We start from the raw sequence: 23,538 nt of genomic DNA, 5'->3' as shown, positions 1-23,538 counted from the left end.
GCAGCGCGGGAGTTGGCACACGGAGGCCGAGCCATGCCGTCGAAACCGAAGGGGAACGCGGAGCTGCTGGCCGGCTGCGCCCGCGGCGAACCGGAAGCCTGGGGCGAGACCGTGGACCGCTTCGGCGCCCTCGTCTGGACGGTGGCCCGCAGCCAGCGCGTCAGCCGGGCCGAGGCCGAGGACGTGCGGCAGCTCACCTGGTTCCGGCTGATGCAGAACGCGCACCGCATCCGCGACCCCGACCGGCTCGGCGACTGGCTCGCCACCGTCGCCCGGCGCGAGGCCGTCAAGGCGGCGGGCCGCGCCCGGCGGCTGGTGACGATCGGCGACCCCGAGACCCTGGAGTACCTGGTCGACCACCGCCGCGGCCCTCACGAGAGCCCCGAGCAGATCACCCTGCGCGCCGACCGCGACCGCGAACTCCTGCGCGCGATCGGCACCCTGTCCCCGCAGTGCCGGGACGTGCTCCTGCACGCCCTGCAGGACCCGCCCCCCAGCTACCGGGACCTCTCCGCGGCCCTGGCCGTACCGGTCGGCTCCATCGGCCCCATCCGCACCCGCTGCCTGCGCCGCCTGCGCCGCGCCCTGGACACCCCCGAGGACCCGTCGCGGCCCTGCGCCGGCTGCCCGGCACCACCCGCCGAAGGGCGCGGTGAACCGCGCGAGGACCGCGCGCGGCCCGCGGCCGCCCGACGGGCGGGCCCCCGGCTCCCCGGGCGAACACCCCCGTCCGCCGCTGCCGTCCGTCCGGCAGAGCACGAAAGCGAGGTCCGCAGGTGACCGCTCCCACCGACACCCCGGCCCGGCTGGCCAGCCGGGAGATCACCACCGGCGAGGAACTGGGCAGCGTCGAGCGGGCCGGACCCGACCGGGTCGCCTCCGCCGCCCGCCGGGCCGCCGCCGCCGCGCCCGGCTGGGCCGCGGTCCCCGCCGAGCGGCGCGCCGCGATCGTCGAGCGGGCCGCCGGCCTGCTGGAGGAGCGCACCGGCCGGGCCCAGGACCTGCTGGTGCGGGAGGGCGGCGCCATCCCCGGCAAGGCGTACTTCGAGGTGCTGCTCGCCGCGCAGGAGCTGCGGCACGGCGCCCGGCTCGCCCGTGACCCCGGCGCCCCGCACCCCGGCTCGGACGACCCGTCCCGGAAAGCCGAGGTGACCCGGGTGCCGCTCGGCGTGGTCGGCGTGATCGTGCCGTGGAACTTCCCGCTGCTGCTCGGCGCCCGCTCCCTCGGCCCGGCGCTGGCCCTCGGCAACGCGGTGCTGCTCAAGCCCGACCCGCACACGCCGCTGTCCGGCGGCAGCCTGTTCGCCGAGGTGTTCGCCGAGGCGGGGCTGCCGCCGGGGGTGCTCGAGGTCGTGCACGGCGACGCCGAGACCGGTGCCGCGGTGGTGCGGGCCCCCGATGTGGCGATGGTGTCGTTCACCGGCTCGACCGAGGCGGGCCGGGAGATCGGGGCGGCCTGCGGCCGGCTCCTGAAGCGGGCCGTCCTCGAACTCGGCGGGCAGAACGCGTTCGTCGTCCTCGACGACGCCGACGTCGAGCAGGCGGCGGGCGCCGGATCGTGGGGTTCCTTCCTGCACCAGGGCCAGATCTGCATGTCGGCCCGCCGCCACCTGGTGCACCATTCGATCGCCGGGGACTACGCCGCCGCGCTGGCCCGGCACGCCGCCGCCCTGCGGGTCGGCGACCCCTACCGCAGCGACGCCCAGATCGGCCCGATCGTCGACCGCCGCCAGCTGCACGGCATCGCGGCCGCCGTCGAGCACGCCGTCGCGCAAGGGGCCCGCCTGCTCACCGGGGGCCGCCCGGACGGCCCGTACTACCCGCCCACCGTGCTCGCCGGCGTCACCGAGCGGATGGACATCTTCCACACCGAGGTGTTCGGCCCGGTCGCCACCGTCACCGCCTTCACGGACGACGCCGACGCCGTACGGCTCGCCAACACCTCCGACCACGGCCTGACCGCCGCCGTCTACACCGGCGACACCGCCCGCGGCACGGCCCTCGGCCGGCGACTGCGCTGCGGCGTCACCCACATCGGCGACCAGACCGTGGTCCAGGACGCGGCCCTGCCGTTCGGCGGCATCGGCGCCTCCGGCAACGGCTACGGCTTCGGCGGGCAGGCCGCCCTGGAGGCGTTCACCCGCTGGCGCACCCTCACCACCAGCAGCCCGCCCCGCACGTACCCCTTCTGACCGACCCCCAGCCATTCCCGTCTCGCCGCAACCGGAGGGAACCCCCATGGACCTGAAGGTCATCACCGAGCCCCGGATCGCGGCCCCGCCCGAGGGCACCGTGGTGCTGCTGATCGGCCTGCGCGTGAACAAGTTCCGGATGGTGCACCGCTGGGTGCCGGTGATCGGCTCGATGATCCCCATGCTGATCGAGCTGCGGAAGAACAAGGAACACGGCTTCCTTGGCTCCCGCGCCTGGTTCAACCGCACGGTGATCATGGTGCAGTACTGGCGCAGCATGGACGACCTCATGCGCTACTCGCACCGCAGCGACGGCAAGCACCGCTCCATGTGGGCCTGGTTCAACCGGGCCGTACGCAACGACGGCGCGGTCGGCATCTTCCACGAGGCGTACGTCGTCTCGCCGGACCGGATGCACACCGTCTACCGGAACATGCCCCGCTTCGGCATGGCCGCCGCCACCGAGTCCGTCCCGCAGAAGGCGGCCCCGCCGGTCCCCGGCGGCGAACGCAGGAGGAAAGCCGCATGAGCACACCCCGGCAGGTCCGGGCCGGCCAGGACGTCCAGTGGCGCCGCTGCGCCTCCTGCGGGGCGTTCGTCTACGGCAAGCGCCTGGACCGCAACCGCAAGGTCTGCCCCGAGTGCCAGTTCCACTTCCGCATCCCGCCGGACGTCCGGATCGGCCAGCTCGCCGACCCCGGCAGCTTCCGGCCGCTGCCCGGCCCGCCCGCCCCCGGCGACCCGCTCCGCTTCACCGACAGCAAGCCCTACCCGGAGCGGCTGCGCGACGCCCAGGCGCGCACCGGACGCCCGGACGCCGTGCTGGCCGGGCGGATGACGGTGCGCGGCAGGCCGGTCGCGGTGGCCGTCCTCGACTTCAGCTTCATGGGCGGCAGCATGGGCACCGCCGTCGGAGAGCAGATCGCCGCCACGGCCCGCCTCGCGCTCGCCGAACGCCTGCCGCTGCTGCTGGTCGCCGCCTCGGGCGGGGCGCGCATGCAGGAGGGCGCGCTGTCGCTGATGCAGATGGCGAAGACCGCCCAGTGGATCGAGCGGCTGCGCGAGGCCAGGATCCCGGTGGTCAACCTCAACACCGATCCCACCTTCGGCGGGGTCAGCGCCTCCTTCGCCATGCTCGGCGACGTCGTCCTCGCCGAACCGGGCGCGCTGATCGGCTTCGCCGGGCCGCAGGTCATCCGCAACACCATCCGCCAGGAGCTGCCGCCCGGCTTCCAGAGCGCCGAGTTCCTGCTGGAGCACGGCATGATCGACGCGGTCGTGCCGCGCGAGACGCAGCGCGAGCACCTGGCCCGGCTGCTGCACCTGCTCGGCCCTTCGGTGCCCGAACTGCCGGACGCCCCCGACCCGGCCGTGGTGCTCACCCGCCCGCCGGCCGGCACCCGCACCGCCCGCGACCTGGTGGCCCTGGCCCGCGACGTGCGGCGGCCCACGACCCTCGACTACGTCGGTCACGTCTTCGACGACTTCGTCGAGCTGCGCGGCGACCGGGTGCACGGCGACGACCGGGCGCTGGTGGGCGGTCTGGCCCGGCTGGGCGGGCAGAGCGTGGTCGTCCTCGGCCACCAGAAGGGCCACGACACGGCCGAACTGGTCCGCGCCAACTTCGGGATGCCCGGCCCCGACGGCTACCGCAAGGCGCTGCGCCTGATGCGGTTCGCGGACCGGTTCGGGCTGCCGCTGATCGCGTTCGTCGACACCCCGGGCGCCTTCCCGGGCATCGACGCGGAGGAGCGCGGCCAGTCCGTCGCCATCGCCGAGTGCATCCTGGAGCTGTCCCGGCTGCGGGTCCCGGTCGTCTCGGTGGTCACCGGGGAGGGCGGCAGCGGCGGGGCGCTCGCCCTCGGCGTGGCCGACACGGTGCTGATCCTGCAGAACGCCTACTACTCGGTGATCAGCCCCGAGGGCTGCTCCACCATCCTCTTCGGCACCGCCGAACACGCCGGCCGGGCCGCCGGCGCCCTCCGGCTGACCCCGCCCGACCTGCTGCGCCTCGGAGTCGTGGACGGCATCGTGCCCGAGCCGCCGGACGGGGCGCACACGGAACCGCACACCACCGCGCTGACCGTGAAGAGCGCCCTGGTGCGCACCCTCTCCCCGCTGCTCGGCCGGTCCGGCCGGCAGCTCGTCGACGCCCGGCGGGAGCGGTTCGACCGCTTCGGGGACCCCCGAATGCAGCGCGTAGTGGACTGGGAGAAGCACGATGAGCACTGATACGGCAGGCACGGCCACGGACGGCACGGCGGCACACGGAACGGCGGCGCACGCCACGGCCGCGGACGGCACGGCGGCGGGCCCGACGGTCGAGGAGCTGCGGACCCAGACCCGGCTGCTGGCGGGCGAACTGCCCGGCACCCTGCGCCGGATCACCCTGCGGGCCGGGGCGATCAGCGTGGACGTGGAGTGGGAGACGGTCCCGGCGCCCCAGGCCCCGGCCCCTGCCGCGGCACCCGCCCCCGCGGACCCCGTCACGGCCCAGGCGCCCGCGCCCCAGCGGACCGACGGCCCCCCCGACGGCCTGGTCCGTGTCACCGCCCCCCTCGTCGGCACCTACTACCAGGCCCCCGCCCCCGGCGCCGAACCCTTCGTGAAGGTCGGCGACACGGTGGAGGCCGGGCAGCAACTGGCCGTCATCGAGGCGATGAAGCTGCTCAACTCCATCACCGCCGACGTCAAGGGCACCGTGCACGCCATCCACGCCGCGGACGGCGAGGTCGTCGAGTACGCCCAGCCGCTCATCGACCTGCGCCCGGCCGGCTGAGGCGGGGCCGCCATGTTCGACAAGGTGCTCATCGCCAACCGCGGCGAGATCGCGCTGCGCATCATCCGGACCTGCCGGGACCTCGGCGTCCGCACGGTCGCCGTGTACTCCACCCCCGACGCCGACGCCCGCTTCGTCCACGCCGCCGACGAGGCCGTGCACATCGGTCCGGGCGCGCCCACCCGCAGCTACCTCAACATCCCCAACATCATCGGCGCCGCCCTCAGGACGGGCGCGCAGGCGGTCCACCCGGGCTACGGCTTCCTCTCCGAGGACCCGTACTTCGCGGAGATCTGCGCGGACGCCGGGATCACCTTCGTCGGGCCGCCCCCGGACGTCATGGAGAACGTCGGCGACAAGGCCACCGCACGCCGGCTGATGACGGCGGCCGGACTGCCCCTGCTGCCCGGCACCACCGAACCCGTCGACTCGGTGGAGGCCGCCGACGAGATCGCCCGGGACATCGGCTACCCGGTGATCATCAAGGCCGCGGCGGGCGGCGGCGGACGCGGCATCACCGTGGTGCGCCGTCCGGAGGACCTGAAGGAGGCCTACGTCACCACCCGGGCCGGCGCGCAGGCGGTGTTCAAGAACAGCGCGGTCTACCTGGAGCGCTACCTGCCCGTCACCCGGCACATCGAGATCCAGGTCCTGTGCGACGACTTCGGCGGCGCCGTCCACCTCGGCGAACGGGACTGCTCGGTGCAGCGCCGCCACCAGAAGCTCGTCGAGGAGTCACCCGCCCCCGGCCTGCCGCCGAAGCTGCGCGAGCAGCTCGGCGCGGCGGCCGTCGCCGGGGCCCGCGCCGTCGGCTACCGGGGCGCCGGGACGGTGGAGTTCCTGCTGGAGACCGATCCGGCGGCCGACCACGCCTTCTGGTTCATGGAGATGAACGCCCGCATCCAGGTGGAGCACCCCGTCACCGAACTCGTCACCGGAGTGGACCTGATCGCCGAGCAGCTCCGGATCGCCGCGGGCCGGCCGCTCACCGTGCGGCAGGAGGACATCGAGATCCGCGGCCACGCCGTGGAGTGCCGGATCAACGCCGAGGACCCCGGCCGCGGCTTCGCGCCCACGCCGGGCCTGCTGGAGAACTACCGCGCCCCCGGCGGCCCCTGGGTGCGCGTCGACACCGACTACGCGCCCGGCTCCCGGGTCAGCCCCTACTACGACTCGATGATCGGCAAGCTCATCGTCTGGGGACCGGATCGCGCCACGGCACTGGACCGTACCCTGCGGGCGCTGGAGGAATTCGAGGTGTCGGGTCCCGGGGTGCGCACGACCATTCCCCTGCACCAGGAAATACTCCGGCATCCCGAATTCCGGCGCGGCGGCGTGCCCACGGATTTCCTCCCCCGTCACTTTTCACTCTGACCGGAAGAACTCCTCGCCCGTGTATGGAAATTCCTGATCGTCCGCTTTCGGATATCCGTTCGGCGCAGGCTGTACTTATCGCCGGACAAATCCAAGAGTGAGAGTCATGTCTGTTCATCCGATACGGACCCACCCGCTGCGCGTCACGGTTTCCAGCGTCTCCTCCGACGCGCACATGTGGAACCTGGTCCACCTGCAGCTGCTGCTCGAGGAAGCCGGGCACGAGGTCACCAACCTCGGGGTGTGCCCGCCGGACGCCACCGTGCTGGACGCCTGCCGCGGCGCCGACCGGCCCGATCTGCTGGTGCTGTCCACCGTCAACGGCCACGGCCACCTCGACGGGCTGCGCCTGGTGCGTACCCTGCGCCGCGACCCCGGACTCGCCGGCCTGCCCGTGGTGATCGGCGGCAAGCTCGGGGTGCGCGGCGCCGCCGACGACCGGCTCGGACAGCGGCTGCTGGACGCCGGCTTCACCGCCGTGTTCAACGAGACCGAGGAACCCGCAGAGCGGCTGCTCGCCGACTTCCTGTGCTTCCTCGGCACGCTGGCCGCGACGGCCCCGCGGATCCCCGTCGGGGCACGCTGATGGGCCGGTTCGCCGACCGGGTGCGCGCCGCGCGGGCCGAGCGGCGGCTCGTGGTCCAGCCGCGGATGGGCTTCGGCGCGCCGGCGAAGATGCGGGCCGGTCTGCTCGCCGTGCGCGACTGCCGGGCCACCACCGTCGGCACGGTCACCCTCGACAGCTACACCCGCGTCGGCGACCACGCCTCCGCCCGCCGCGCCCTCGCCGGGAACGGCGGCGCCGACCTCAACGGCTTCCCCCTCCAGGCGCACGGCGCGGCAGTCGTACGGGAGCTGCTCGCGGGCGTCGCCGTGGACGGCTTCCCGGTGCAGGTGCGGCACGGCTCGCCGCTGCCCCTGGACCTGTTCCGGACCATGGTCGAGGCGGGCGTCGACGCCACCGAGGGCGGGCCCGTCTCGTACTGCCTGCCCTACGGCCGCGTCCCGCTGCCCGAGGCCGCCGACAACTGGGCGCGCTGCTGCGAACTGGCCGCCGGGGCCGCCCGGCCCATGCACCTGGAGACCTTCGGCGGCTGCATGCTGGGCCAGCTCTGCCCGCCCTCGCTGCTGGTCGCGCTCAGCGTGCTGGAGGCACGGTTCTTCCGTGAGCACGGGCTGCGCTCGGTCTCGCTCAGCTATGCCCAGCAGGTCCACCTCGGCCAGGACCTCGAAGCCCTGGCCGCGCTGCGCCGGCTGGCCGCCGAGCACCTGCCCGACGTGGACTGGCACGTCGCCCTCTACACCTACATGGGCGTCTTCCCGCGCACCCCCATCGGCTCCTTCCGGCTGCTGGAGGACAGCGTGCGGCTCGCCGTGCACAGCGGCACCGAACGGCTCATCGTCAAGACCCCGGCCGAGGCCCGGCGCATCCCCGCGATCGAGGAGAACGTCGAGGCGCTGGAGTTCGCCGACGCGGTCGCCCGGCAGGCCGCCGCCGACTGCGCGGTCACCCGCTGCCCCGAGCCCGCCCGCACCGGCCTGCTCGACGAGGCCCGCACGCTGGTCGACGCCACCCTGGAACTGGGCCGCACCACGGGTGCCGCCCTGGTGTCCGCGTTCGCCCGCGGCGTCCTCGACGTGCCGTACTGCCTGCACCGCGACAACGCGGGCGCCGCCCGCGCCGTCATCGACGAACACGGCATGCTCGCCTGGTCCCGGGCCGGCGGCATGCCGGTGACGGTCCGCGCCGGCCGCGCCCGCTCCGGCCCGCTCACCGCCCGCCGGCTCACCGCCATGCTCGCCCACAACGAGCGCCGCTACGACCGCGAGCACACCGTGGGCGCCCTGCTGCGGAGCCCGGCATGACCGCCCGCACGGCCCTCGCCTGCACCCTGGCCCGGGTACGCGCCCGCGGCGCCGTGCGCGCCCTGGTCTCCCAGGGCCAGCCCGGGCTCTCGCTGCGCACCCCGGACGGCCGCTGGACCGGGCTGGACGCCGATGTGGCGCGCGCCGTCGCCGCCGCCGTCGCCGGGGACCCGGAGGCCGTCGACTGGCGGCCCGCGAGCCCCGCCGAACGGCTCACCCGGCTCGCCGCGGGCGAGGCCGACCTGACGGTGTGCAACGTGAGCTGGACCATGGGACGCGAAGCCGCCCACGGGCTGCTGTTCGCCGGGGTCACCTGCTACGACGGCGAGGGCTTCCTGGTGCCGTCCGCCTCCGGCGTCACCGACCCGGCCGCGCTCGCCGGACACCGCGTCGCCGTGCACGCGGGCTCCACCACCCCGGCCAACCTGGCCGCCTGGTACGGGCCGCGCGGCCTCGCCGTCCACCCGGTCGCCTTCGACGACCCGCGGCGGGCGCTGCACGCGTACGCGTCGGGGGAGTGCGCCGCCTACGTCCTGGACAAGGTCGCCCTCGCCGGAGCCCGCCGCACCCTGCCCGACCCGGCCGCGCACCGCATCCTGCCCGCGGAGATCTCCCGCGAGCCGATGGCCGCCGTGGTCCGGGACGACGATCCGGGCTGGTTCCGGATCTGCCGCTGGGTCCTCCAGCTGCTGTTCGCCGCCGAGTACGAGACCCACCGAGCGGGCCCGGACGGCCGCGCCGCCGTCGCCCGGCAGGCCGGCCGGCACGGCCCCGCCGCCGGACTCGACACCGGCTGGGCCGCCCGGGTACTGGACGCGGTCGGCGGCTACGCCGAGCTGTACGAACGCAACCTGGGCCGCGCCTCCGGGCTGGACGTGCCGCGCGGCCCCAACGAGCTGTGGACCAGAGGCGGTCTGCACTACGCCGTGCCCCTGCACTGACATCCCCCCACCCGAACGCGAAGGCGAGGTACGACCTGTGACCACCCCACCCCCCGGGCGGCAGACCAGAGGCGCCGTGGAGCTCACCGCCGCGATGGTCCTGTCGGGCACCCTGGGCGTCTTCGTCGTCGAGTCCGGCCAGTCCAGCTTCAACGTGGTCTTCTTCCGCTGCCTCTTCGGCGCCCTCGCCCTCGCCGCCTACTGCGCGCTGCGCGGCTTCTTCACCGACCACCGCTTCACCCGCCGCACCTTCGCGCTCGCCGCGCTCGGCGGGGTGTGCATCGTCTTCAACTGGGTCCTGCTGTTCAGCGCGTACACCACCACGTCGATCTCGGTGGCGACGGTCGTCTACCACACCCAGCCGTTCTACGTCGTGCTGCTCGGCCTGCTGCTGTTCAAGGAACGCCTCGACCGCCACCAGGCGGGCTGGATCCTCCTGGCCTTCGCCGGAGTGCTGCTCGTCGCCGACCTCACCGCGGGCGGCGGCGCGGACGGCGGCGCCTACCTGCTCGGTGTCGGCCAGGCGCTGCTCGCCGCGCTGCTGTACGCCTTCGCCACCGTCATCGCCAAGCACCTGACCGGCGTACGCCCCGAACTCACCGCCCTCATCCAGGCGTCCGTGGGCATCCCGCTGCTGCTGCCGTTCGCCTCGCTCGGCGAGACCGCCGGACTGGGGGCCGGCTGGGCGTGGCTCGCGGGCCTCGGGGTGATCCACACCTGCCTGATGTACATCCTGCTGTACGCCTCGTACCAGAAGCTGCCCACCGCGAGGATCGCGGTGCTGTCCTTCGTGTACCCGGCGGTGGCGATCCTCGTCGACTTCACGGTCTACGGCCACCACATCACGCTGCTCCAGGCCCTGGGCGTCCCGCTGATCGCGGCGGCCGGCCTCGGCGTGAACCTCGGCTGGCCCCTGCTGCCCGCCGCCCGGCGCCGCACCTCACCGGACGATGTGCCGCCGGCCGCGCTCACCCGGACCGCGACCACCCTTAAGGAAACCCGATGACACTCGTCAGCGACCCCACGGCCCCGCGCCTCGCGATCGCCGGAGCGACCGGAGCCGTCGGCCGGACCCTCATCGAACTGATCGCCTCGCGCGGCCTGCGCCACCGGGGGGTGAGACTCGCCGCGTCCGCCCGCTCCGCGGGCCGCGTCGTCGACGTCGACGGCCGCGCCACGGTGGTGGAGGACCTGGAGCACACCGACTTCTCGGACGTCGACATCGCGTTCTTCTCCGCCGGCACGTCGGTCAGCCTCCAGTGGGCCCGCAAGGCGGCCGCGCAGGGCGCGCTGGTCATCGACAACACCAACGCCTTCCGCATGGACCCGGACACCCCGCTGGTGGTGCCCCAGGTCAACGCGGGCGTGCTGACCGGCCGCCCGGCGAGCGGCATCATCGCCAACCCCAACTGCTCCACCATCCCGCTGGTGCGGCTGCTGTCCGCGGTCCAGGAGCGCTGGGGCATCCGGCAGGTCGTCGTCAGCACCTACCAGGCCGCCTCCGGGCAGGGCGAGCACGGCATCACGGAGCTCAGGGAGGGCAGCGAGCTGGCGCTGCGCGACCCCGGCGCCGAACTGCCCGCCGAACGCTTCACCGCGCCCCTCGCCTTCAACGTGGTGCCGTTCATCGACAAGCTGCTGGACAGCGGGTTCACCCTGGAGGAGCAGAAGATGCTCCAGGAGTCCCGCAAGATCCTCGGCCTGCCCCACCTGGACGTCACCACCACCTGCGTGCGGGTGCCGGTGGTCAACTCGCACTCCGAGGCCGTCTGGGTGGAGGCCGCGGCCCCGGTCGACCGCACCGAGCTGGTCGCCCGGCTCGCCGCGCTGCCCGAGGTCACCGTCCACGACCGGGACGTCCCGGGCCGCTTCCCCACCCCGCTCACCGCGGGGAACCCGGACCACGTGCACGTCGGCCGGGTCCGGGTGGCCCCGCACAATCCGCGCGGTTTCTGGCTCTGGCTGGTCGCCGACAACCTGCGGATCGGAGCCGCCCTCAACGCCGTCCAGATCGCCGAGAACGTCCTCGAACGGGGGTTGCTGTGAGCGACGTCGCCATCCTGAAGTTCGGCGGTTCCACCTTCCGCACCCACGCCGCCTACGACGTGCTCGCGGCCGGCCTGGAGGAACGGCTGGACCGCGAGGGCCGCCGGCTGGCCGTGGTGGTCAGCGCCATGCAGGGGGAGACCGAGCAGCTGCGCGGCCGGCTGCACGAGGTCAACGAGCACCCCGAGGACGCCACCTCGGCCGGCATGCTCGCCACCGCCGACCTGGTCAGCGCCCACCTGCTGGCGACCGCCCTGCACCGCAGGGGCCGCACCGCCACCGTGCTCGCCGGCCACCAGGTCGGCCTCGTCACCAACTCGTCCTTCCTGTGGGCGCGGGTCATCGAGACCGACCCCGGCCCGCTCAGCCGCACCCTGGCCGAGCACGAGGTCGTGGTGGTGCCCGGCGGGCAGGCGGTGGACGCCCAGGGACGGCCCACCTGGCTCGGCAAGAACAGCTCCGACCTGTCCGCGATCGCCGTCGCCCGCGCGGTCGGCGGCACCGCCTGCGAGATCCACTCCGACGTCGACGGCATCTACACCTCCGACCCGCACCTGGTGCGCGGCGCCCACCTGCTGCCCCGGGTGTCGTACAACATGGCCGCCCTGATGTCCCTGTACGGCGCCAAGGTGCTGCACCGCAGGGCCGTCCAGCTCGCCCTGCGGCACGGCATCGAGATCGTGCTGCGCTACAACCGGGCCCCGTTCTCCCGCGGCACCACCATCAGCCGCGAGGGCGACCAGATGGCCGCGATCGTCTTCAACCAGCGGTCCGTGGTGCTGGGTTACGACTCCGACGACGCCGCCGACTGCGCGCACGGCGTCTTCCACGCCGCCGGGATCGACACGGTACGGCTCACCGAGAAACCCTGGGTGGCGGTCGTCGGCGGCTATGTCGACCTGGAGGCCGTCCAGCGCCGGCAGAACCTCACGCCCGGCGCCTACGTCGGCGTCCCCGTGGCCGAGATCCGCGGCTCCAAGGTCACCACCCACATCGCCGAGAGCGGCGAGGACGCCCTGCACCTCGCCCAGCGGCTGCACGACGCGCTCGACATGCCGGCCGCCCAGGCACCGCGCCCCCACCTCGCCGGAGTGTGACCGCCATGACCTTCGCCGACCTCACCCTGCCGGACGGTGTCCGTGACGACCTCGCCGCCCGGCTGGCAGCGCTGCCCGACCCGGCCCCCGACGTCGACGCCGCGCTCACCCACTGTCTGAAGGCCTTCGCGGCCGCCCTGCCCGCCGGACTCCTCCAGCGGCTGCTCGACTTCGGCCGGCACAACGACGCCCCCGGCCTGATGCGGGTGCGCAACCTCCCGCGGGACGCGGAGCTGCCGCCCACCCCGGCCGACGGCGGCCCCAGCACCGCCAAGCGGACCTTCGTCGCCGAGAGCGTGCTGCTCGGCCTGACCGGACTGCTCGGCGAGCCCATCGGCGTGCTCACCGAGAAGGACGGCCGGCTCGTGCACGACGTGGTGCCGGTGCGGGAGGGCGAGCGGGCCCAGACCAACCAGGGCTCGGCCGTCTTCCTCAACTTCCACAGCGACATCACCTACGACGCCATCGGCCGCTACGACCTCGCCAACCCGGACTTCCTCGTCCTCAACTGCCTGCGCGGCGCCCCCGACGACGACGCCGTCACCTACTACGCCGACGCCCGCGATCTGTGCCGCAGGCTGCCCGGCCCGGTCGTCGACACCCTGCGCAGCCCCCTGTTCCGGCTCAACGCGCCCGGCAGCTACACCCGCGGCGTCGCCGGGGACGCCGAGGTGCTGTCCGACCCGGTGCCGATCCTCAGCGGCGCCGAACGCTTCCCGGAGATCGCCGTGTCCGCCAACGGCGTCCGCGCCCTCACCCGGGGCGCCGAGGCCGCGCTGCAGGCGCTCAAGGAGGCCTGCCGCGCCACCGCCGACGCGGTCCGCCTCCAGCCGGGCCACGCCCTGCTGATCAACAACCGCAAAGGGGTGCACGCCCGCTCCACCTTCCGGGCCGGCTACGACGGCCGGGACCGCTGGCTCCAGCGCACCTACATCAGGCGCAGCCTGTGGACCGTGCGCTACCGGGCCACCCCGGAGGACCGCCGGGTGCATTACTGACCCGGTCACGCGGCCCACATAACGCTGTCAAGGCGGCGTGCGGCCGCGGCCCGCCCCGCGCGCGGCCACCGCCCTACGCTGGAACAGATGACCGACCGAGGTCAGCGGAGCACCACAACAGCCGCCGGGAGGTGAGGAGTTGAGCGAACCAATTCCTCTTCTGGACGAGCTGGCGGTCGCGGCCTACGAGCGGGCCCTGCGCCTCGGATCCTTCGACGACGCGGAGATGGCCGCCGGGCTCGGCGTGGACCCCGTCCGCGCCGAGCAGGCCCGCAAGGCCCTCCAGGACCTCAGGCTGCTGAGCGCCGGCGCGCCCGGCCGGCCCGTCGTCCCGCTCGACCCGGAGGCCGCCGAGGCCGAACTGGTCACCCCGCTGGAGCTGGCCATCGCCCGGCGGCGCCGCGAGGCCGCCCGCATCCACCACGAGCTGCGCTCCCTCGCCGCCGCCTACCGGGCCCGGCACCGCGGGCCCGCGTCCGGAGCCACGGTCACCGTCCTCGACGACGTCGAGGACGTACGCCGGGAGATCGACCGGGCCCGGTACGGCTGCACTCGGGAGCGGATGAGCCTTCAGTCCGGCGGCGGACGGCCGCCCGGACTCCTGGAGGCCGACCGCGAGCACACCCTGGAACTGCTGCGCCGCGGCGTCCGGGTGCGCACCCTCTACCAGCACACCGCCCGCGCCAGCCTCGCCACCCGCACCTACGTCCAGGAGATCACCCGCCAGGGCGCCGAGGTGCGCACCGTGGAGGAGCTGTCCGAACGGCTCATCGTGTACGACCGCGAGGTCGCCTTCATCCCGAAGGAACCCACCGGCGGCGGGCCGCCCGGCGCGGCCGTCGTCACCGAGCCGACCGTCGTCGGCTACCTCTGCCGGTCCTTCGAGTCGGTCTGGCAGATCGGCCGCCCGTTCGAGGTGGACGGGCAGCCCGCGGAGTACCACCAGCTCGCGGAAGAGGTGCGGCTGTCCATCCTCCGGCTCATGGCCCTCGGCCTGAAGGACGAGGTCATCGCCCGCCGGCTGGGCATGGCCGCCCGGACCTGCCGCCGCCACATCTCCGCGATCATGGAGGACATGGGGGCCGTCAGCCGGTTCCAGGCGGGCCTGATGATCGGCCGCCGGGAAACGGCGCGGGCCGAGCACGACGCGGCTGACCGCTAACGGACGTCACCTGTCCGCAAAGGGACACCACGGGACCGTGGAATCACCTCCGCTCCGGTGGTGTGCTGACAAAGGAAATGCATCCGGTGTTTCGGCCCAGGCAGGGAGAGGACCATGGATATCAGGCAGCTGGCGGCGTTCCACAAGGTGGCCACGCTGCTCAGTTTCTCGAAGGCGGCCACGGAGCTGAAATACGCCCAGTCCAGCGTCACCAGCCAGATCAAGGGCCTGGAGATGTCGCTCGGCGTGGACCTCTTCGACCGCCTCGGGGGACGCATCCAGCTCACCGACGCGGGCCAGCGGCTGCTGCCCTACGCCGAGCAGATGCTGACCCTGGCGGGCGAGGCGCGCGGCGCCACCGTCGGCTCGGGAGACCCGGCCGGCGTACTGACCATCGGCTCGATGGAGTCCATCACCTCCTACCGCATGCCGCCGCTGCTGGAGTTCTTCCACCACCGCTACCCGGCCCTGCACATCGTGCTGCGGCCCAGCCTGTGCGCGGAGACCTGCCACGCCCTGCGCCAGGGCATGTTCGACATGGGCTTCCTGATGGAGGCCGAGACCCAGCACCCCGGCGTGCAGACCGAGGTGCTCGGCTCCGAGCCGCTCACCGTGGTCGCCGCCCCGGACCACCCGCTGACCCGGCTGCCCAAGGTGACCACCGAGGAACTGCGCCGCACCCAGGTGATCTCCGCGGAGGCGGGCTGCGCCTACCGCGAGCTGTTCGAGGCCGAGCTGAACGACGGCACCGGGGAGGCCCTGCCCTTCCTGGAGTTCGGCACCATCGAGTCCATCAAGCGCGGGGTGGCCGCCGGACTCGGCATCTCGCTGCTGCCCACCGCCTGCGTCCAGGACGCCCTCGACGCGGGCCTGCTGGTCCGGCTCGACTGGGAGATCCCCTTCGAGGTCTTCACCCAGCTGGCCTGGCGCCGCGGCAAGAACCTCACCCGCGAGATGCGCGTCTTCACCGACCAGACCATGCGCTTCCTCGCCGAGGAGTACGGACGCTAGCGGCGCCCAGGTGCCGTCCCGGCACACGCCGAAGGCCCTCCCGATGTTCGGGAGGGCCTGCGCCGTACACGGCCGGGCGTGCGGACGTCACTCCCGGGCGACCGCGGCCAGCTCCTCGAGCGTGCTGCGCAGCAGCCGCGCGTGCTCGTCGGCGGTGGCCAGGCCCAGCCCCATGGTGTTCAGCGACAGATGGGTCGCCCCCAGGTCCCGCCAGCCCGCCACGAAGTCCGGCCACTTGGCCTCGGGCACCCGGCTCAGCTCCAGCCGCGCCTCGAACCCCAGTGACGCCGGGTCCCGGCCGGCCCGGAGGGCGTACGACCGCACCCGGCCCACCATCGCCCGGGCCGTGTCGTCCGGGGCCCGCAGCGGCAGCCAGCCGTCGCCCAGCTCCCCGGCCCGGCGCAGCACCGGCTCGGCGTTGCCGCCGAACCACACCGGGATCCGGCCGCGCGGCGGACGCGGCAGGATGCCCGCGTCGTCCACCCGGTCCCAGCGCCCGTCGAAGGTCACCGTGGGCTCGCCCCACAACCGGCGCAGCAGCTCCACCTGTTCGGCGCTGCGGGCGCCCCGGTCGTGGAAGGACGCGCCCAGTGCGTCGTACTCCACCTTGTTCCAGCCGACGCCCACCCCGAGCCGGAGCCGGCCGCCGCTGAGCACGTCGACCTCGGCGGCCTGCTTGGCGACCAGGGCCGTCTGGCGCTGCGGCAGCACCAGCACCCCGGTGGCCAGCTCCAGGGTGCGGGTGACCCCGGCCAGGTAGCCGAACAGCACGAACACCTCGTGGAAGAGGTGCTCGCTGGTGAAGCCGTACCAGCCGGGCCGTGAGCCGGTGCCCACGCCGAGCACGTGGTCGAAGGCGCTCACATGGTCGAACCCGGCGTCCTCCACGGCCTGCGCCCAGTCGCGTACGGCTCCCGGGTCCGGGCCGATCTCCAGGTGCGGGAAGACCGCACCCAGCCTGAGACTCCTGCGCCGGTCCATCGCCCGGCCGCTATCCGACACCGGCCAGGCCCCAGCCGTCGTCCTCGCCGGGCGGTGTTCGCCGGGCGGCTGCGTGGGCGCCGTTCACCATGGGTTTCTCCTCGTCGCTCGATGGACCGTCGCACCACCCTCCGCACCGGGCCCGGAACGCAGGTCCGGCGGGCCGGACCGCCCGGCGGACTCCGTCAGACGCGGCATGACACTGCGTCAAGTGATCGGAACCGTCAGTCTGCGCGCGCTCACGTGACGTAGTCCGTACCAAGTGCCCTCAGCCCCGCGGCGCCGGTCCCGCCCGTCGTTACGTTCACGGAAACCGACCGCAGTGCACGTTCGAGGGAGGACCCCCATGGAACTGGACCTCGCCGGCAAGACCGCCCTGATCACCGGAGCCAGCCGGGGAATCGGCCTGGAGATCGCCAGAACCCTGGCCGCCGAGGGCGCCCGCGTGATCGGCGGCGCCCGCACCGTCAGCGACGCGCTCAGGGAGACCACCCCGTACGTCTTATCCGTCGACCTGGCGACGGAAGGAGGCCCGGCCGAACTGGTCGACTACGCGCTGGCCGAGCTGGGCGGCATCGACATCCTGGTGAACAACCTCGGCTTCCCCTACACCCGGCCCGGCGGCTTCCTGTCCGTCGACGACAAGGGCTGGCAGGAGTCGCTCACCATGAACCTGCTCACCGCCGTGCGGACCACCCGGGCGGCACTGCCCAGCATCATCGAGCGGCAGGGCTCCATCGTGAACCTGGGCTCCACCAACGCCCGCAGCCCCGTCCCCGTGGTCGTCGACTACTCGGCGGCCAAGGCGGCCCTGCTGAACCTGGGCAAGGGGCTCGCCGAGGAGTTCGGCCCGCGCGGCGTCCGCGTCAACACGGTCGCGGCCGGACCGGTGATGACCGACGCCTGGACCGGCCCGGGCGGCATCGCCGACACCATCGCCGGGCAGTCCGGGCTCTCCCGGGACGAGGTGCTCGCCCAGGTGCCGCAGATGCTCGGCAGCTCGACCGGACACACCACGACGGCCGCGGAACTGGCCGCGCTCGTGGCGTTCGTCGCGTCCCGCAAGGCACCCAACGCCAACGGCGCCGAGTTCGTCGTCGACGGCGGATTCCTGAAGACCGTCTGAGCCCCGCCCGCCCGTCCGCCGCGGTGATCTGACGTAGTACCCGGGCGGACCTCGCACAGTGGGGCGAGGGCGCCCCTGACGTCCGGCAACCCCGCTGAGGTGCGTCGATAGCGTCGTTCGGACACACCTCGCACAACTCGACGGAGGTGCCCATGAGTTCCCCGGAAGACCGTCTCGACGTGATCGAGACCTGCACCAGGATGCTGTGGTACGTCGACCTGCGCCAGTGGGACGCCCTGCCGGCGCTGCTCGCCGAGAAGGTGACCCTCGACTACACCAGCCTCTTCGGCGGGGAGCCGGTCGTCCGCACCCCCGACCAGGTCATCGCCGACTGGTCCGCCGGGCTCGGCCACCTCAAGGCCACCCAGCACATGATCGGCAACCAGATCGCCGAGGTGCGCGGAGACGTGGCGGTTCTGACCGCCCACTTCCAGGCCACCCACCTGCTGCCCAACCCCTACGGCTCCGAGACGTGGACGCTCGGCGGCCGCTACCGCTTCGACCTGGCCCGCACCGCCGCCGGCTGGCGCATCGCCGGCGTGCTGATGACGGCCCTGTGGGCGGACGGCAACCAGCAGATCATGACCGTTTCGGACGGCCCCGAGGAGACGACATGAGTGAAGCCACCGAGCACACCCGGGACGTCGCCAAGCGCTGGTTCTCCGCCCTGACCGGCGGCGACTTCGCGACCGCGCTCTCCCTGCTCGCCGACGACGTGGAGTGGATCAACTACCGCCCGGTCCCCGGCTACAACGACGACATGAAGTGGATCGGCACCCTGCACAGCCGCGACGAGGTCGCCGAGAGCGTGCGGGTCTTCGCCGGACAGTGCGACGTGGTCTCCGAGGAACTGCTCGACCTCGTCGTCGAGGGCGAGAAGGCCGCCGGGATCATCCACGAGATCTCGCGGGTCAAGGAGACCGGCATCGACTTCGAGATCGTCTTCACCCACTGGCTGACCGTGCGCGACGGCCGCATCGTCCGCTGGGAGTCGCACACCGACCCCTCGCAGATCATCCGCGCCATCCGCGGCGACGCTCCGCAGGCGAAGGCCGCGTCATGAGCGCCGAACTGATCGACGCCGTCCGCGGCCGCCGCACCGAGCAGGTCAGGCGGCTGCTGGAGGCGGGCGCCGACCCCGGCACCCGGGAGGACTCCTCCGGGCTGACCGTGCTGATGATCGCCGCCGGCCAGGCCGACCCGGCCACCACCGGCGTGCTCATCGCCGCGGGTGCCGATGTGCACACCGCCGACAGCAGGGCCGGCGCGACCGCCCTGCACAAGGCCTGCCAGGGCGGCGACCTGGACGTGACCCGTCAGCTCGTGGAGGCCGGCGCGTTCGTGGACGCCGTCGCCCCCACCACCGGGCACACCCCGCTGATGGACGCGCTCTGGTACAAGTACCCCGACCTGGTGGAGTACCTGCTCGACCGGGGCGCCGGGCTCAAGCTGCACACGCACTACGGCTTCTCGCTCGAGGAGCACTTCGCCTACGAGCTGAACGTCAACACCTTCGGCAAGGACAAGCTGCTGCGCGCCGAGCAGCTGCTGAAGGAGCGCCGCGAACGCGACGCCGAGACCGTCGAGGCGCAGCCGCTGATGGCCGCCGTCTCCGCCGGCGACACCGGCAAGGTGCGCGAACTGCTCGCCGCCGGCGCCGAGGTCGACGCCCGCCATCCGATGCTCAACGGCTTCAACGACGCGCACACCCCGCTGCTCGTCGCCGCCCGCGACGGCCACGCCGAGATCGTCCGGCTGCTGCTCGACGCGGGCGCCGACATCAACGCCGTGGAGCCCTGCTTCGGCGCCGTACCGCTGCACAAGGCCGTCTACAACGGCCACGCCGACATCACCGCCGACCTGGTCGTCCGCGACGGCATCGACCTGGACTTCCAGGGCGCCACCAACGGCTACACCCCGCTGCACGACGCACTGTGGCACGGCTACGCCGACTGCGTGACCGTGCTGCTCGACGCCGGCGCCCGGCTCGACCTGGTCGGCCACGACGGCAAGACGCCGCTCGACCTGGCCGTCGAGGTGTTCGGCGCCGACGACCCCATCACCGAGCGGATCGCGTCGCTGGCCGCGGCCTGACCGCCCACTCCCCGAGGAGTCCCCATGCTGTTCTACGTCCAGATGCGCTGGAACCACGAGGGACGGATCTCCCTGGACGAACTGTGGGAGATCGAGCGCGAGGAGGCCGAGCACGCCCAGGAGACGCTCGACTCCGGATTCGCCGTCGGCCTGTGGAAGGTCGCCGGGCAGAAGCGGGTGATCGGCATCATCGACGCCCCGAACGCCGAGGAACTGGACCGCACCGCGCTCGGCCGGCTGCCGATGCGCGAGTACCTGGAGTTCGAGCAGGTCTGGGCCCTGCGCGACTACCTCGGCTTCGCCGAAGACGTCAAGAAGGCCTACAAGGTCTGAACCCCGCCCCCCTGGAGGCAGCCGTGATCCACCAGTTGATCTTCGCTCATCCCAAGCCCGGAATGTCCGAGAAGGAGTTCCAGGACTACTGGGTGAACGTGCACGCCGTGCAGTACGCCAGCAAGATCCCGCAGATCAAGAAGTACCTCATCGACACCCGCATCCCCTTCGGACCCGAGCCCGAGGACCCGATGTGGAGCGGCATAGCCGAGATCTGGCTGGAGAACGAGGAGGAGCAGCTCGCCTCCCTCCAGACCCCCGAGTTCCTCGAGGGCGCCCGGCTCGACGAGCCGAAGTGGGCCGCCTTCTGGCGCACCGTCGTCCTCGACACCGACGCCCACGTGCTGCGCGCCGGCGACCACCCGGCCCCGCCCGAGGGCGTGAAGCTGGTCCTCCTGGCCAAACGCGCGGCCGGCACCACCGTCCAGGAGTTCCGCGACCGCAGCCTCGGCGCGCACGCGGAACACGTCCTGCAGGTCCCCGGCCTGCGCCGCTACCTGCAGTGCTTCACCCGAGACGGCTTCTACGCCGTCGGCGAGGCGCTGCTGGACGCCGCCTACCTGCTGTCCTTCGACAGCGTGGAGGCACTCGAGACGGCCGCGGCCTCGGCCGAGTTCACCAAGGCCCTCGATGACCTGAACACGTTCGTCGAGCCCCGCTACATCCACCGGATGGCGGTCCGCGAGCACTGGGTCATCGGCAACGAGAACAGCTGAGCCGCGCCCCCGCGCCCGGCCCGGCACCACGCACACGACAAAGGTGGTTCATGTGACAACTCCCGCGCAGTCCCCAAAGGGCGGGACCCGTACCGGGCTCGCCCTGGGAACGCTCGCCCTGGGCGCGTTCGTCTTCGGTACGGCGGAACTCGTCATCGTCGGCATCCTGGACCCGATGGCCGAGGACATCGACGTCTCCGTCGGCACGGCCGGCCTGCTGGTCACCGCCTACGCGCTCGGCATCTGCCTCGGCGGGCCGCTGCTGACGGCCGCCACCATCCGGTTCGGGCGCCACCTGCTGGTGTGGTCGTCGCTGGTGGTGTTCCTCGCCGCCAACCTGGTCGCCTCGCTCACCACCGAGTACGCGGTGCTGATGGTGGCGCGGGTCGTCTCCGGCTCGCTGCACGGCCTGTTCATCGGCGTGGCCTCGATGCTCGGCGCGCAACTGGTCCCGGCCGGGCAGCAGGGCCGGGCCGTCGCCATGGTCTTCGGCGGCGTCGCCGTCTCCACGGTCATCGGCGTGCCGCTGGGCACCCTGGTCGGCCAGGGGATCGGCTGGCAGGCCACCTTCGTCGGGGTCGCCGCCCTCACCGCCGTGGCGCTCGCCGCGACCTTCCTGTTCGTCCCGCGGATCGGCGCCACCGGCCCCACGACCAGCCTGCGCTCGCAGGCCCGGTACGCCTTCGCCCCCCGTGTGCTGGCCCAGCTCGGCATCGGACTGCTGCTGATGGGCGGCCAGTTCGCCGCCTTCACCTACCTGGCCTCGTACCTCGAGGACGTCACCGGCATCTCCGGCGGCGCGGTCAGCGCCTTCCTGCTCGTCTACGGAATCGCCAGCGCCATCGGCGTGTTCGGCGGCGGCCGGTTCGCCGACAGCGGGGCGGCCCGCACCCTCGTCATCGCCAACGTCGTGCTGATCCTCGCCCTGACGGCGCTGTACTTCGTCGGCGAGACCCCGGTGCTGACCGCCCTCGTACTGCTCGCCTGGGGCGTCGTCGGCTTCGGCCTCGTGCCCTCCTTCCTGCTGCGGGTGATCACGCTGGCCGGCCCCGGCGGCGACCTGGGCTCCACCCTGGCCGCCTCCGCCGTCAACGCGGGCATCGCCATCGGCGCGGCCGTCGGCGGCTGGTCCGTGGAGAGCAACGGCGTCGACTCCGTGGTCGTCCTCGCCCTGATCGTCGTCGTCGCCGCGCTGCCCGCCACCTGGGCGACCGGACGGCTGCGGCCCCCGGCCGGGACGGCCCCCGCCGACGCGGCCCCGGCCGCCACGCCCGCGCCCGAGGCCGGCTCCGTGAAGGCGCCGACCAGCCCCGCCTGACACCCGCCCCCGCGGGGCGGCCCGCCGAAAGGACCCGTCATGCAGATCATCGCCAAGAGCAGTCTGCCCACCATCCAGATCAACGGTGAGGTGGCCGCGCACATCCTCGACGCGAGCAAGCACGAGGGACTGAGCGTCTCGGCGTTCGTCGTCGACGTCGCCGCCGACGCCGGGCCGCCCCGCCACAGCCACCCCTACGAGGAGATCTTCATCGTCGTCGACGGCACCGTCCGGCTGGAGGCCGGCGGCGAGAAGATCGACGCCACGCCCGAGGACATCGTGGTGGTGCCGGCCGACGTGCCGCACAAGTTCACCGCCCTCGGGCCCGGCCGCGCCCGCATGGTCAACATCCACGCGGCCGTCGAGGTCGTCACCGAGTTCGTCCCGGACGACGACGACCACAACGAGTCCTACGCCTACAACCGACCCGGCAACTGACGAACGGCCGGGGAAAAGAGCACCCACATGAGGATCGGCATCCTGGGCAGCGGGCAGATCGGCGCCACCCTGGCCCGCCTGCTCACCACGGCCGGACACGAGGTGACCCTCGCCAACCGGCGCGGCCCCGCCTCGCTCACCGCGCTCGCCGCCGAACTGGGCGAGCGCGCCCGGGCCGGCACCGTGGCGGACGCCTGCGCCTTCGGCGACCCGCTGGTGATCGCCGCCGTCCCGTTCGGCGCCTACCCGAGCCTGCCGCCCGACGCGCTCGCCGGGAAGGTCGTCGTCGACACCACCAACTACTTCCCGGGCCGGGACGGTGTCCACGCGGACCTGGAGGCGGACCGCACCACCTCCTCCGAGGTGATCGCCGCGCACCTGCCGTCCTCCCGCGTGGTGAAGGCGGTCAACACGCTCAACTACCAGTACCTGCTGGACCTCGGCCGCCCCGGCGCACCCCACGAGGAGCGCGTCGCGCTCTTCGTGGCCGGTGACCACCCCGAGGCCAACGGGCTCGTCGCCCGGCTGCTGGACGAACTCGGCTTCGCACCCGTCGACACCGGCCCGCTCGCCACGGGCGGCCGCCGCCAGCAGCCCGGCACCCCCGTCTTCAACCGGCCCCTGCGGCCCGGCCAGGTGAGCCCGACCAGGTGAGCCCTGCTCCCCGGCTCCGGCCGGTCCCCGGCCGATCCCCCGACTGATCTCCCGACCGAGAGAGGGACGAGATGACCATCGTGGAGACCATCCGGTTCAAGCTGCGCGCCGGCGTCGACGACGCCGAATTCCAGAACACGGACCGCACCATGCAGAAGGAGTACATGGAACTGCGCCCCGGCTTCCTCAGCCGCGCCACCGCGCGCAGCGCCGACGGCGAGTACCTGGTCACCGTGCGGTGGAGCGGTCCCGAGGAGGCCGAGGCCACCATCGGCGCCTTCTTCTCCGCCCCCGAGACCCAGGCATTCCTCGCCTCCGTCGACCTGGAGACCGTCCAGTCCGGCCGCTACGAACTCATCGAGGCCTGAGCCCGCCCCGTCCGGCGCCATTCGAGGACCTGAGAAGAAGTGAT

At 73.3% G+C, this 23,538-nt stretch carries 26 protein-coding genes; 25 read left to right on the top strand and 1 reads right to left on the bottom strand.

What is annotated here, in order from left to right; all coding sequences use genetic code 11:
* Positions 1-33 precede the first annotated feature (33 nt).
* The 15 genes from SGLAU_RS07075 (at position 34) to SGLAU_RS07005 (ending at position 15,466) form a co-directional block, all read left to right on the top strand.
* The gene (locus SGLAU_RS07075) at positions 34-780 is read left to right on the top strand and encodes an RNA polymerase sigma factor (RefSeq protein WP_052413656.1); all 747 of its coding nucleotides are present in this window, start codon (positions 34-36) and stop codon (positions 778-780) included.
* Positions 777-2,192 carry an aldehyde dehydrogenase family protein gene (locus SGLAU_RS07070; RefSeq protein WP_244315186.1) on the top strand — a complete coding sequence of 472 codons (1,416 nt, stop codon included), beginning with the start codon at positions 777-779 and terminating at the stop codon, positions 2,190-2,192. The genes SGLAU_RS07075 and SGLAU_RS07070 overlap by 4 nt, the downstream gene beginning before the upstream one ends.
* Positions 2,193-2,238: 46 nt before the next feature.
* Positions 2,239-2,721: a DUF4188 domain-containing protein gene (locus SGLAU_RS07065; RefSeq protein ID WP_052413655.1), complete on the top strand. Its 483-nt coding sequence runs from the start codon at positions 2,239-2,241 to the stop codon at positions 2,719-2,721.
* Complete coding sequence (locus SGLAU_RS07060; RefSeq protein ID WP_052413654.1) at positions 2,718-4,424, top strand: acetyl-CoA carboxylase carboxyl transferase subunit; 1,707 nt, start codon at positions 2,718-2,720, stop codon at positions 4,422-4,424. Before SGLAU_RS07065 ends, SGLAU_RS07060 begins: the two co-directional genes overlap by 4 nt.
* Positions 4,414-4,971: an acetyl-CoA carboxylase biotin carboxyl carrier protein gene (locus SGLAU_RS07055; RefSeq protein WP_078957628.1), complete on the top strand. Its 558-nt coding sequence runs from the start codon at positions 4,414-4,416 to the stop codon at positions 4,969-4,971. The genes SGLAU_RS07060 and SGLAU_RS07055 overlap by 11 nt, the downstream gene beginning before the upstream one ends.
* Positions 4,972-4,983: 12 nt before the next feature.
* A complete protein-coding gene (gene accC, locus SGLAU_RS07050; protein WP_043499335.1) occupies positions 4,984-6,345 on the top strand; it encodes an acetyl-CoA carboxylase biotin carboxylase subunit in 1,362 nt (453 codons plus the stop codon).
* A gap of 106 nt (positions 6,346-6,451) precedes the next feature.
* Entirely contained in the window at positions 6,452-6,931 is a 480-nt protein-coding gene (locus SGLAU_RS07045; protein WP_043499333.1) for a cobalamin B12-binding domain-containing protein, read from the top strand.
* Complete coding sequence (locus SGLAU_RS07040; protein WP_043499331.1) at positions 6,931-8,211, top strand: methylaspartate mutase; 1,281 nt, start codon at positions 6,931-6,933, stop codon at positions 8,209-8,211. The genes SGLAU_RS07045 and SGLAU_RS07040 overlap by 1 nt, the downstream gene beginning before the upstream one ends.
* A complete protein-coding gene (locus SGLAU_RS07035) occupies positions 8,208-9,152 on the top strand; it encodes a transporter substrate-binding domain-containing protein (RefSeq protein ID WP_043499330.1) in 945 nt (314 codons plus the stop codon). Before SGLAU_RS07040 ends, SGLAU_RS07035 begins: the two co-directional genes overlap by 4 nt.
* Before the next feature lie 37 nt (positions 9,153-9,189).
* The gene (locus tag SGLAU_RS07030) at positions 9,190-10,158 is read left to right on the top strand and encodes a DMT family transporter (RefSeq protein ID WP_043499328.1); all 969 of its coding nucleotides are present in this window, start codon (positions 9,190-9,192) and stop codon (positions 10,156-10,158) included.
* Positions 10,155-11,198 carry an aspartate-semialdehyde dehydrogenase gene (locus SGLAU_RS07025; protein WP_043499325.1) on the top strand — a complete coding sequence of 348 codons (1,044 nt, stop codon included), beginning with the start codon at positions 10,155-10,157 and terminating at the stop codon, positions 11,196-11,198. Before SGLAU_RS07030 ends, SGLAU_RS07025 begins: the two co-directional genes overlap by 4 nt.
* Positions 11,195-12,295, top strand: a complete 1,101-nt coding sequence (locus tag SGLAU_RS07020; RefSeq protein WP_043499323.1) for an aspartate kinase — start codon at positions 11,195-11,197, stop codon at positions 12,293-12,295. The genes SGLAU_RS07025 and SGLAU_RS07020 overlap by 4 nt, the downstream gene beginning before the upstream one ends.
* Before the next feature lie 5 nt (positions 12,296-12,300).
* On the top strand, positions 12,301-13,293 hold the full coding sequence (locus SGLAU_RS07015; RefSeq protein WP_043499321.1) for a TauD/TfdA family dioxygenase: 993 nt from the start codon (positions 12,301-12,303) through the stop codon (positions 13,291-13,293).
* Positions 13,294-13,432: 139 nt separating this feature from the next.
* Positions 13,433-14,455 carry a helix-turn-helix transcriptional regulator gene (locus SGLAU_RS07010; RefSeq protein WP_052413653.1) on the top strand — a complete coding sequence of 341 codons (1,023 nt, stop codon included), beginning with the start codon at positions 13,433-13,435 and terminating at the stop codon, positions 14,453-14,455.
* 114 nt (positions 14,456-14,569) lie between these two features.
* Positions 14,570-15,466 (top strand): LysR family transcriptional regulator, encoded by an 897-nt coding sequence (locus SGLAU_RS07005; RefSeq protein WP_043499318.1) that lies wholly within the window; start codon positions 14,570-14,572, stop codon positions 15,464-15,466.
* An 87-nt stretch (positions 15,467-15,553) separates the two neighbouring features.
* On the opposite strand, the gene SGLAU_RS07000 is transcribed toward SGLAU_RS07005, so the two are convergent.
* Complete coding sequence (locus SGLAU_RS07000) at positions 15,554-16,447, bottom strand: LLM class F420-dependent oxidoreductase (protein WP_043499315.1); 894 nt, start codon at positions 16,445-16,447, stop codon at positions 15,554-15,556.
* A 346-nt stretch (positions 16,448-16,793) separates the two neighbouring features.
* Here SGLAU_RS07000 and SGLAU_RS06995 point away from each other — a divergent pair, with 346 nt between their 5' ends.
* From SGLAU_RS06995 to SGLAU_RS06950, 10 genes are all read left to right on the top strand, one after another.
* Positions 16,794-17,573 carry an SDR family NAD(P)-dependent oxidoreductase gene (locus SGLAU_RS06995; RefSeq protein ID WP_043499313.1) on the top strand — a complete coding sequence of 260 codons (780 nt, stop codon included), beginning with the start codon at positions 16,794-16,796 and terminating at the stop codon, positions 17,571-17,573.
* Positions 17,574-17,725: 152 nt separating this feature from the next.
* A complete protein-coding gene (locus SGLAU_RS06990) occupies positions 17,726-18,190 on the top strand; it encodes a nuclear transport factor 2 family protein (RefSeq protein ID WP_043499311.1) in 465 nt (154 codons plus the stop codon).
* On the top strand, positions 18,187-18,636 hold the full coding sequence (locus SGLAU_RS35870; RefSeq protein ID WP_043499309.1) for a nuclear transport factor 2 family protein: 450 nt from the start codon (positions 18,187-18,189) through the stop codon (positions 18,634-18,636). Before SGLAU_RS06990 ends, SGLAU_RS35870 begins: the two co-directional genes overlap by 4 nt.
* Complete coding sequence (locus SGLAU_RS06980) at positions 18,633-19,667, top strand: ankyrin repeat domain-containing protein (RefSeq protein WP_107408960.1); 1,035 nt, start codon at positions 18,633-18,635, stop codon at positions 19,665-19,667. Before SGLAU_RS35870 ends, SGLAU_RS06980 begins: the two co-directional genes overlap by 4 nt.
* Before the next feature lie 24 nt (positions 19,668-19,691).
* Positions 19,692-20,000, top strand: a complete 309-nt coding sequence (locus SGLAU_RS06975) for a muconolactone Delta-isomerase (RefSeq protein WP_043499308.1) — start codon at positions 19,692-19,694, stop codon at positions 19,998-20,000.
* 23 nt (positions 20,001-20,023) lie between these two features.
* Positions 20,024-20,716 (top strand): EthD domain-containing protein, encoded by a 693-nt coding sequence (locus SGLAU_RS06970; RefSeq protein WP_043499307.1) that lies wholly within the window; start codon positions 20,024-20,026, stop codon positions 20,714-20,716.
* 52 nt (positions 20,717-20,768) lie between these two features.
* Entirely contained in the window at positions 20,769-22,034 is a 1,266-nt protein-coding gene (locus SGLAU_RS06965; RefSeq protein WP_043499305.1) for an MFS transporter, read from the top strand.
* Between the two features lie 39 nt (positions 22,035-22,073).
* The gene (locus SGLAU_RS32800; protein WP_052413652.1) at positions 22,074-22,472 is read left to right on the top strand and encodes a cupin domain-containing protein; all 399 of its coding nucleotides are present in this window, start codon (positions 22,074-22,076) and stop codon (positions 22,470-22,472) included.
* 27 nt (positions 22,473-22,499) lie between these two features.
* Complete coding sequence (locus tag SGLAU_RS06955) at positions 22,500-23,126, top strand: NADPH-dependent F420 reductase (RefSeq protein WP_043499302.1); 627 nt, start codon at positions 22,500-22,502, stop codon at positions 23,124-23,126.
* Between the two features lie 71 nt (positions 23,127-23,197).
* Positions 23,198-23,494: a hypothetical protein gene (locus SGLAU_RS06950; RefSeq protein WP_043499301.1), complete on the top strand. Its 297-nt coding sequence runs from the start codon at positions 23,198-23,200 to the stop codon at positions 23,492-23,494.
* Positions 23,495-23,538: the final 44 nt, after the last annotated feature.

Source organism: Streptomyces glaucescens (assembly GCF_000761215.1).
GTDB classification, from domain to species: Bacteria; Actinomycetota; Actinomycetes; order Streptomycetales; family Streptomycetaceae; genus Streptomyces; species Streptomyces glaucescens_B.
Note: the sequence above shows the minus strand (reverse complement) of the source record. Positions and strands in the feature narration are given on the sequence as shown.